Source organism: Microbacterium sp. (assembly GCF_047606685.1).
Taxonomy (GTDB): Bacteria; Actinomycetota; Actinomycetes; order Actinomycetales; family Microbacteriaceae; genus Microbacterium.
Genome location: NZ_JASGEC010000005.1, coordinates 24,023 through 33,403, shown reverse-complemented (window position 1 = coordinate 33,403; position 9,381 = coordinate 24,023). Strand labels below are relative to the sequence as shown.

10 protein-coding genes and 1 pseudogene are annotated in these 9,381 nt (G+C 71.1%); 5 read left to right on the top strand and 6 right to left on the bottom strand.

What is annotated here, in order from left to right; all coding sequences use genetic code 11:
* Positions 1-255 (top strand): annotated as a pseudogene (locus QM611_RS00700) (PadR family transcriptional regulator); the annotation flags it as partial.
* 13 nt (positions 256-268) lie between these two features.
* Here the strand turns inward: QM611_RS00700 and QM611_RS00695 are convergent.
* Together QM611_RS00695 and QM611_RS00690 are read right to left on the bottom strand one after the other, a co-directional pair.
* Positions 269-712 (bottom strand): hypothetical protein, encoded by a 444-nt coding sequence (locus tag QM611_RS00695; protein ID WP_415077962.1) that lies wholly within the window; start codon positions 710-712, stop codon positions 269-271.
* Positions 713-1,096: 384 nt separating this feature from the next.
* Positions 1,097-1,669 carry a universal stress protein gene (locus QM611_RS00690; RefSeq protein WP_415077961.1) on the bottom strand — a complete coding sequence of 191 codons (573 nt, stop codon included), beginning with the start codon at positions 1,667-1,669 and terminating at the stop codon, positions 1,097-1,099.
* Positions 1,670-1,816: 147 nt separating this feature from the next.
* On the opposite strand from QM611_RS00690, the gene QM611_RS00685 reads away from it, so the two are divergent.
* Positions 1,817-1,987: a DUF3073 domain-containing protein gene (locus QM611_RS00685; RefSeq protein WP_415077960.1), complete on the top strand. Its 171-nt coding sequence runs from the start codon at positions 1,817-1,819 to the stop codon at positions 1,985-1,987.
* 54 nt (positions 1,988-2,041) lie between these two features.
* A complete protein-coding gene (locus QM611_RS00680; RefSeq protein WP_415077959.1) occupies positions 2,042-3,169 on the top strand; it encodes a carboxylate-amine ligase in 1,128 nt (375 codons plus the stop codon).
* A 392-nt stretch (positions 3,170-3,561) separates the two neighbouring features.
* Here the strand turns inward: QM611_RS00680 and purF are convergent, their stop codons facing one another.
* Together purF and purM are read right to left on the bottom strand one after the other, a co-directional pair.
* Positions 3,562-5,025 (bottom strand): amidophosphoribosyltransferase, encoded by a 1,464-nt coding sequence (gene purF, locus QM611_RS00675; protein ID WP_415077958.1) that lies wholly within the window; start codon positions 5,023-5,025, stop codon positions 3,562-3,564.
* A 6-nt stretch (positions 5,026-5,031) separates the two neighbouring features.
* Positions 5,032-6,159: a phosphoribosylformylglycinamidine cyclo-ligase gene (gene purM / locus QM611_RS00670; protein WP_415077957.1), complete on the bottom strand. Its 1,128-nt coding sequence runs from the start codon at positions 6,157-6,159 to the stop codon at positions 5,032-5,034.
* A 71-nt stretch (positions 6,160-6,230) separates the two neighbouring features.
* Here purM and QM611_RS00665 point away from each other — a divergent pair, with 71 nt between their 5' ends.
* Positions 6,231-6,839 (top strand): zinc-binding alcohol dehydrogenase, encoded by a 609-nt coding sequence (locus tag QM611_RS00665; protein WP_415077956.1) that lies wholly within the window; start codon positions 6,231-6,233, stop codon positions 6,837-6,839.
* A gap of 141 nt (positions 6,840-6,980) precedes the next feature.
* Here QM611_RS00665 and QM611_RS00660 read toward each other — a convergent pair whose 3' ends face one another.
* Positions 6,981-7,352, bottom strand: coding sequence for a potassium transporter Trk (locus QM611_RS00660; RefSeq protein ID WP_415077955.1), 372 nt, complete (start codon positions 7,350-7,352; stop codon positions 6,981-6,983).
* A 35-nt stretch (positions 7,353-7,387) separates the two neighbouring features.
* Entirely contained in the window at positions 7,388-7,741 is a 354-nt protein-coding gene (locus QM611_RS00655) for a sterol carrier family protein (protein WP_415077954.1), read from the bottom strand.
* Positions 7,742-8,033: 292 nt separating this feature from the next.
* Between QM611_RS00655 and purD the strand changes: the two genes are divergently transcribed.
* Positions 8,034-9,302: a phosphoribosylamine--glycine ligase gene (purD, locus tag QM611_RS00650; protein ID WP_415077953.1), complete on the top strand. Its 1,269-nt coding sequence runs from the start codon at positions 8,034-8,036 to the stop codon at positions 9,300-9,302.
* The last annotated feature ends 79 nt before the right edge of the window (positions 9,303-9,381 follow it).

The following is a 9,381-nucleotide window of genomic DNA, read 5'->3' as shown; positions in this document are numbered from 1 at the left end:
GCGGCAGCGCGCGAGGAGCGGGATGCCGGCGCGTCGGCGCGACCGTCGGGCCCGGCAGGCGACGACCCGCGCGCGCTGAGCCGCGAGCGGCTGCACACCGCGGACGCCGCGATCAACGAGTTCCGGGCCCGGGTGCGCAGCGATCTGCGCTCGCACGTCGCGCGCGGCGGGCTGCTGGCGGCATCCGTCGTCGACGACCTCTCGCGCGCGCTGGACGAAGCCGCGCGCAACGTCACCCGCGCGCTGCGCGACTGAGCAGGGGTGCGGGTCAATCCTCGAGGCCGTCTTCGTCGGGGTCCGAACACTCCTTGTTGGCGACGATCACATTGAGCGTGCCCTTCGCGATGTACTCGACGCCATCCACCGTGTACTCGAGCACGAACCGGTCGACGGTCCCATCCGCTTCGCCTGTTCGCGAGAGCACCAGGCCGACACTGATGATGTCGTCGGAGGAAGAGGAGGACACCGGGCCCGAGTCCTCGATCCTGACCTTCTCCCGCCACCACCGCTCCTCGCTCGGGACCGTGTCCGTTCCCACCGGCTCAGTGAGCAGATACGCGGCCGAGACCAGCACCCCCTTCGGGTTCTCGGCCGTGAGGCGGGTCATCTGGATCTCCACCCCCTCGGTGACGAACTGCTCTCCGACGATGACCTTGTCATCGCCCTCCGTCGGAACGCAGTACGTCGCCTCGGCACTCGTTGGCAACGACACCGGGCCGTCCTCCCGCGGACCGGCCGGCGCGCATCCCGTCACCCCCAGCGTGGTCGCAAGCGCGATCATGGCCGCCAGAGCCGCTGTCGCGTTCCGCGTCAAGATCGCGCCCACACCGAGCGGAAACCCATGGCGTGCCTTTCAATTTCGTCGTTGGAGTTGGGGCACCCCGTTCGGGTCCGGGTGTCCGCCCGACGCTACCGGGGCTCACAGGGCGTGTCAACGACGCGCGTTGATGGCCCCGGTGTGCGCGAAATCTCCTGATCTCGCGCAGTCAGGCCAATCCGGCGCAAATCGTCCTGAGCAGGCGAAATAGCCTGATCTGGCGAAACGCGGCGCGGGCGGAGTCGGGCGGAGAAGCCCGGCTTCCCGCCCGGGGGCCGGCTACTCGGGCCAGATCGACTCGTCGTCGGGCACGAGGTCGCCCAGCGGCACAACCAGAATCGGCCGGCGCTGGCGATGGGCGAGCCGGGCGGCCACCGACCCGGTGAAGAACTCGCGGATCGACTCGCCGAGCCCGCGCTTGCGCGTGCCGACGACGATCAGCTTGGCGTCGATGCGGTCGGCCAACCGCTTGATCGCCAGCGCGGGGTCGCCGACGAGCTGGTGCACGCCCCACACCAGGTCTCTGCCGTCGAGCACCGCCTCCGCAGCCTTCTGCACGGCCTGCAGGTCGTCGACCCCCGAGTCCACGTGCAGGTCGATCGGCGCGGAGTGCACATAGCCGTCGGGGTCTTCGTAGGTCACGAACCGGGTGACATCCACGTTCACGACCAGCAGCGGCGCTCCCATGAGCGTCGCGTACCGGGCGGCCTCCGTCAGCACGCGGGGCGACTGGCCGGGGATCACGGCGGCCACGACCGCCCCGCGCAGGCGGGGGTCGTCCGGCGGCGGCACGGCTGCGTCGGGCACGTCGGCGTGCCCTGTCGAGTCCTCGCGCGATGTGTCGTCCGACATCCGTCCGTCCCTTTCCGCAAGGGGCTTCGAGGGCGGTCGGCAAAGTGCCCCGTGCTATCCTGATGGTACTCTTGCCGGCCCACGAGCCGGATTCGTGAACGCGCGGGCGCTCAGACGCCCGCAGCGCAATTTATGAGGGGGTTACGCATGGGGCGTGGCCGTCAGAAGGCGAAGCACACCAAGATCGCCCGCGAGCTCAAGTACGACGTGCACGGCGTGAACTACGCCGCGCTGGAGCGCGAACTCGGGCACGCGAGCGACGAGGACGACACCTACGTCGACAAGTGGAGCGACGAGTACGAGGGCGAGAAGGCCTGACCTATTGCGGCATCCCGCATCACGCTGACAGGGTGAGAGCGAGAGGATGCCGCAATGGAGCGACCCGAGTTCACCATCGGTATCGAGGAGGAGTACCTCCTCGTCGACCGCGACTCCCGCGCACTCGCGGGCGCGCCGCAGGGGTTCATCGAGGACTGCGCCGCGATCCTGCACGAGCAGGTGAGCCCCGAGTTCAAACAGTGCCAGGTCGAGATCGGCACGCGCGTGTGCCAGACGGTGGGCGCGGCCCGCGACGACCTGCGGCGGCTGCGGTCCACGATCTCGGAGCAGGCCGCGCGGCACGGGCTCGCCCCCATCGCCGCGTCGTGCCATCCCTTCGCGGACTGGAAAGAGCAGGACCACACGCCGAAAGAGCGGTACGAGGGCCTGGAGCGCGCGCTGGCGGGCGTCGCGCGGCGACTGCTGATCTGTGGATGCCACGTGCACGTGGGCATCGGGGACGACGCGCTGCGCGCCGACTTCCTGCGGCAGATGCCGTACTTCCTGCCACACCTGCTGGCGCTGTCGACGTCGTCACCGTTCTGGCAGGGAGAAGACACCGGGCTCGCCTCGTACCGCATCTCGGTGTTCGACAATCTGCCGCGCACTGGCCTGCCGCCGGAGTACGAGAGCTGGGCCGACTACCAGCGCTCGGTGGGCGTGCTCGTCGACCTCGGCATCATCGAGGACTCGTCCAAGATCTGGTGGGACCTGCGCCCGTCGCACTCGTACCCGACCCTCGAGACGCGCATCATGGATGTCTCGCCACGCCTGGAGGACACGCTCACCCTGGCCGCGCTCACGCAGTCGATCATGCGGATGCTGTGGCGGCTGCGCGTGCGCAACCAGCGCTGGCGCACGTACGGCCGCTTCCTCGTGGACGAGAACCGGTGGCGCGCGCAGCGCTACGGCACGACAGAAGGACTCATCGACTTCGGCCGCGGCACGATCGTGCCCTTCGCCGAGCTGATGGCCGAGCTCATCCAGCTGGTTGAGGAGGATGCCGACGCCCTCGCGTGCCGCGCCGAAGTCGAGCGGGTGCAGAGCATCGTCGCGGGCGGCACCTCCGCCGAGCGGCAGCGCGCCGCCGCGGCGCGGGCGGTGGCCGCCGGAGCCGACGTCGACGGCGCGATGGCCGCGGTCGTCGACCACCTCATCGAGGAGTTCCACCAGGACCTGTGAGCGGCCGGGCTCCGCTGCGCGCCGGGGCCGGCGCTGGCGACGAGGCCCACGCCTGCGCCCGAAACCCACCCCTGGCACCACCCACCCCGCGCACCGAGACCCGCGTCTGCGCCCGAGACCCACCCCCGGCATCGAAACCCACGCCTGCGCTGCGGGTCTCGGCGGCCCGGGCGGGTGTCAGCACGCGGGCGGGTCTCAGCGGCCCGGGCGGGTCTCAGCGTGATCGCGGGGCCCCGACATCCTTCGCCCTCGACATCCTCGACCTCACTCGGACATGACGACTCGCGGTCTCTCAAGCGTCGTTGAGTTGCCGCATTCCGCAGCCCGAAGCCACGATTCGTGACAACTCGACCGGCAACCGCACCGGCGAACGCCGCGGCAACACCCGCGCGTCAGGACGTGAGCGTGCTCTCGACCCAGTCGAGGTACTCGTCCGACACCGTGCCGGTGACGTACCGGCCGTCGAAGCAGCTCATGTCGAGGTCCTCGACATCCGGCGACCCGTCCAGGATCGCCGCCTTGAGGTCGTCGACCTCCTGGTACACGAGGTAGTCGGCGCCGAGCTCCGCGGCGATCTCGGGAATCGTGCGGCCGTGCGCGACGAGCTCGTGCCGCGACGGCATGTTGATGCCGTACACGTGCGGGTACCGCACGGGCGGTGCGGCGGAGGCGAACGTGACCGATTTCGCCCCGGCATCCCTCGCCATCTGGATGATCTGCTTCGACGTCGTGCCGCGCACGATCGAGTCGTCGATGAGCAGCACGTTCTTGCCCTTGAACTCGCTCGACATCGCGTTGAGCTTCTGCCGCACGCTCTTTTTGCGCACCGCCTGCCCGGGCATGATGAACGTGCGGCCGACGTAGCGGTTCTTGTAGAAGCCCTCGCGGTACTCGACGCCGAGCTTGCGCGCGACCTGCATCGCGGCGGGCCGCGACGAGTCGGGGATCGGCATGACGACGTCGATCATCTCGCGCGGCGTGTACTTCGCGATCGTGTCGGCCAGCCGGTCGCCCATCCGCAGCCGCGCCTCGTACACCGAGATTCCGTTCATCTCCGAGTCGGGCCGGGCGAGGTACACGTACTCGAACGAGCACGGGATGAGCTTCGGCTCGCGCGCGCAGTGGTGCGTGTGCAGCTTGCCGTCGAGCGTGATGTACACGGCCTCGCCGGGCTCGACATCCCGCACGATCTCGAAGCCGCCGTTCTCGAGCACGAGCGACTCCGACGCCACGATCCACTCATAGCCGCCCTCGGCCGACGGGCGGGTGCCGAGGATCAGCGGGCGGATGCCGAACGGGTCGCGGAACGCGAGCAGGCCGTACCCGGCGATGAGCGCGATCGCCGCATACGAGCCCTCGACGCGCTCGTGGACGCGCGCGACCGCCTCGAAGACCTGGTCGGGGCTGAGGTCGAGGCCTGCGATGGATGCCTGCAGCTCGCCGCCGAGCACGTTCACCAGCAGCTCGGTGTCAGAGCTCGTGTTCAGGTGCCGCCGGTCTCTGTGGAACAGCTCGTCGGTGAGCTCTCGCGTGTTGGTGAGGTTGCCGTTGTGCACGAGGACGATGCCGTACGGGGCGTTCACGTAGAACGGCTGCGCCTCTTCTTCCTTCGACGCCGTGCCCTGCGTGGCGTAGCGCACATGCCCGAGGCCGATATTGCCCAGCAGCGCCCGCATGTCGCGCGTGCGGTACGCCTCGCGCACCTGGCCCCTCGCCTTGTGCAGGTGGAAGACGCCGTTCGGCTCGGCGGTGGCGATGCCGGTCGAGTCCTGGCCGCGGTGCTGCAGCAGCAGCAGCGAGTCGTAGATCTCTTGGTTGACCGGCCCGCTCCCGGCCATTCCGACGATGCCACACATGGGGAGTTACTTTGCTCCGTTGCTCTCGCTGTACGCGCCGACCAGGCGCACCGCCCCGCCATCCACGCCCTTCGCGCCCTGCGTCCACGCGTCGCCTGCGGCCGGCGCGCCGCTGTGCACGGTGCCGACCCGCCAGGCGGCGATGCCCTCGCCCGCCAGCGTCGAGACCGCGGCATCCGCCCCGCTCTCGTCGACGACCGCGAGGAAGCCGATGCCGAGGTTCCATGTGCCCTCTGTCGCCTCGAGCCCGAGCCCGCCGAGGTCAGCGAGCACGCGGAACACCGGCGGAGGCGACCACGTCGCGCGGTCGAGCTCGACGCGGGTGCTCGGCGGCAGCACGCGGGCGAGGTTGGCCGCGATGCCCCCTCCGGTGACATGGCTGAGGGCGTGCACCGCGCCGCCGGCGGCGGCGATCAGCCGCAGCAGCGCGGCGGTGTACAGGCGGGTCGGCTCGAGCAGCGCCTCGCCCCACGTGGCGCCGAGGTCGGCGCTGTGGTCGCGATACCGGATGCCGGCGCGGTCGACGATGCGCCGCACGAGCGAGTAGCCGTTGGAGTGCAGGCCGCTGCTGGCCAGCGCGAGCACCGCGTCGCCGGGGCGCACGCGATCGGCGCCGAGCACGCGGTCGGCGTCGACGACGCCAGTGGCGGCTCCGGCGAGGTCGTAGTCGTCGGGGCCGAGAAGGCCCGGATGCTCGGCGGTCTCGCCGCCCACGAGGGCGGCGCCGGTCTGCGCGCAGCCGTCGGCGATGCCGCGCACGAGGTCGGCGATGCGCTCGGGCACGACCTTGCCGCACGCGATGTAGTCGGTCATGAACAGCGGGCGCGCCCCGACCACCACGATGTCGTCGACCACCATGCCGACGAGGTCGAGGCCGACGGTGTCGTGCTTGTCGATCGCCTGCGCGATCGCGACCTTGGTGCCCACCCCGTCGGTGCTCGTCGCCAGCAGCGGTGTGGCGAGCGCCGTCAGCGCCGACGCGTCGAAAAGCCCGGCGAATCCGCCGACGCCGCCCAGCACTTCGGGCCCGTGGGTGCGGCGAACGGCCGACTTCATCAACTCGACCGCGAGGTCTCCCGCGGCGGTGTCGACTCCGGCTTCGGCGTAGGGATCAGCTGGGGGGGCTTCGGCCACCAGACCAGCCTAATGCCCGCGGTGCGGGGCGGGTCGACAGGCTGCGGCGAGGCCCTGCCTAGAATGGCGGCATGGCCGGCGACACTCCCGCGTGGGTGATTCGAGAGGATGCGGGCCGGCCTGTGATCCTCGCGATGTACCTGCGGCAGGTGCTCGGGATCCGCTCCCCCGACGAGCTGCCGCACCTGCGCGGCATCCCTTCCCGCACGGGCGATCGCGACGACCAGACGCAGGCGCTGCTCGAGCGGCAGTGGCGCGAGTACTGGGCGATGACGGTGGAGCCGCAGGCGCACCCGTCGCACGTGCCGCTCGACCTCGTCGACGGATTCGACACGCTCGTCGCGCTGCCCGTCGAGGGCGCCGAGCTGCTGCGCGAGGCTATCGAGCCGCACGCGGCCGACGCGGTCGAGTTCGCGCTGCGCGCGCACGACCGCTACGCGAAGCACGCGGCAGCGGGGCCCGGGGTCTCGTATCGCGCGTACGCGAGCGCGATCTCCGAGCACGAGCGGCAGGTCGGGCGGCGCGCGCACTCGTTCGAGCTCAACGTGCAGGTGCTGCCGCTGACGCAGCGCGGTGTCTGGTGGATCGGTTCGCTCACGATCGCGGTCACCGACGGACTGCGGGGGGATGTCGCGGCCTTCGACGCGGCGATCCACCCGATCATCGCCGAGCTCGCGTAGCGCGCGGGCGCGCCGCCTCGCCGCTTCGCCGCTTCGCGAAATCTCCTGATCTCGCGTACTCAGGACGATGCGCCACGAAACGCCCTGACTGCGCGAAATGGCCTGATCTGAAGAAATCGGAGGGCTCAGACTTCGACCGGCTCAGTCAAGCCTCTCGACGTGCTCATGGTCGACGTCCACCGCAGTGGTGCGGCGGCCGACAAGGCGGTCGAGCACGACCGCGACCAGCCCGCCGACGAGCAGCCCGGTCGCAACGCCCACCAGAGCGAGGAAGCCGAACACCTGGCCGTCGGAGTAGACGGCGCCGTTCGCGGCGGTGTGGGCGTTGCCGTCGAAGGCGAACGTCAGGATCATCGCGACGAAGACGCCGAGCGCCGCCCCGAGCACGAGGAACACACTGTACCGCGGCGATCGGCGCACGCGCGCGCCGACGATCTCGTCGCTGACCACCTCGACGCTCTCGTGCGGCGCCGAGGGATCCTCCGTGCGGGGGGCGTCCGCCTGGTCGACCATGCGTCCATTGTCTCACCGCGCGGGGAGCGCACGGGTCACGGGCGCAGCGGGAGGAGGTCGCGCAGGTCGGCCCGCGTCCCCGAGGCGTGGACGCGGCCGGAGGATGCGGCATCCGCCCACGACTGTTCGCCCACGGCGACGGCGATCCACGTGGCCGGGTCCATCTCGACCACGTTCGGCGGCGTGCCCCGGGTGTGCCGAGGGCCCTCCACGGCCTGAACGGCTCCGAACGGCGGCACGCGCACCTCGACGGCATTGCCCGGGGCCTTCTCGGCAAGCAGCTGCAGCAAATAGCGCACGGCGGTCGCGAACTCGAGCCGCGCCGCGGAGCCGCCCGCGACCGCCGCGAGCGCGGCCCGGCCGTCGTCGGTCGTGATTCTGCGCGGCATTCCTCCACGCTACGCCGCGCACCCCTCCACGCGGCACCCCTCCACGTGGCATCCACCCGCCACGTGAAAGTGGCGCGCGTTGCCGCATCCCGCCCTTCGTCCCGGCACGAACTGCCACCTTCGCCCAGGGCGCAGGTTCTCGAAGTGGCGCGCGTGGTCGGTTTGGGCTGAGGGATGCGGCGCGAAGCGCCACCTTCGCCACCAGGCTGAGCCAACAGACAGAGCAAGACAGACACAGCAAGACAGGCTGAGCCCCAGACGAGAGCGCGCAGCCCGCGGATAGGCTGGCGGGGTGAGAATCCTGGTCCTCGGCTCGGGCGCGCGCGAGCACGCCATCATCCTCGCGCTGCGTTCGGAAGACGCACCGCACGAGCTGTTCGCCGCCCCCGGCAACGCCGGAATCGCGCGCGACGCGACAATCGTCGAGCTCGACCCGCTCGACCCGCAGGCCGTGGCGGGCTTCGCGATCGAGCGCCTCGTCGACCTCGTCGTCATCGGGCCGGAGGCCCCTCTCGTGGCCGGCGTCGCCGACGCGCTGCGCGGCCGCGGCATCCCGGTCTTCGGGCCCGGCAAGGCCGCCGCGCAGCTGGAGGGCTCGAAGGCGTTCGCGAAGCGGGTGATGGATGCCGCCGGCGTCCCCACCGGCCGCGCGCTGCGCGCGCGCACGACCGCCGACGTCGAGGCCGCCTTCGACGCGCTCGGCGCTCCGCACGTCGTGAAGGCCGACGGCCTCGCCGCCGGCAAGGGGGTGGTCGTGACCTCCGACCGCGCGGCCGCGCTCGCGCACGCCGAGGCCTACCTGCCGACCGGGCCCGTGCTCGTCGAGGAGTTCCTCGACGGCCCCGAGGTGTCGCTGTTCTTCCTCAGCGACGGCGACCACGTGCTGCCGCTCAGCCCGGCGCAGGACTACAAGCGCCTGCGCGACGGCGACGCGGGGCCCAACACGGGCGGCATGGGCGCCTACTCTCCGCTGCCGTGGCTGAGCGAGCGCTTCGGCGGCGAGGACGAGTTCGTCGACCTCGTCACGCGCACCGTGGCCGAGCCCGTCGTGCGGCAGTTGGATGCCGAGGGCACGCCGTTCATCGGCCTGCTCTACGCGGGGCTCGTGCTCACCGACGACGGCGTGAAGGTCATCGAGTTCAACGCGCGCTTCGGCGACCCCGAGACCCAGGTCGTGCTGCCGCGGCTGGTCGACCCGCTGTCGCAACTGCTGCTCGCGGCCGCGTCGGGCAACCTGGAGGACCACGCCCGCCCCGCGTTCGCCGACGCGGTCGCGGTCACCGTCGTGGTCGCGAGCGAGGGGTATCCAGACAAGCCCGTGACAGGGCGGGTGATCGAAGGAATGGATGCCGCGGCATCCATTCCCGGCGTGCACCTCGCGCACGCCGCGACCTCGGTCGCCGACAGCGGCCTGGTCGCCACGGGAGGACGTGTGCTCAGCGTGGTCGCGCTCGGCACGACTTTCGACGAGGCCCGCGACCGCGCCTACCACGCCGTCGACGGCATCACGCTGGAGGGCTCGCAACACCGCACCGACATCGCCGCCGGCGTGGGCGCGTAGCGGGCCTGCCCGCACCGGCCGCTGCGAAATCTCCTGATCTCGCGCAGTCAGGACGATCTGGCGCAAAACGTCCTGACCA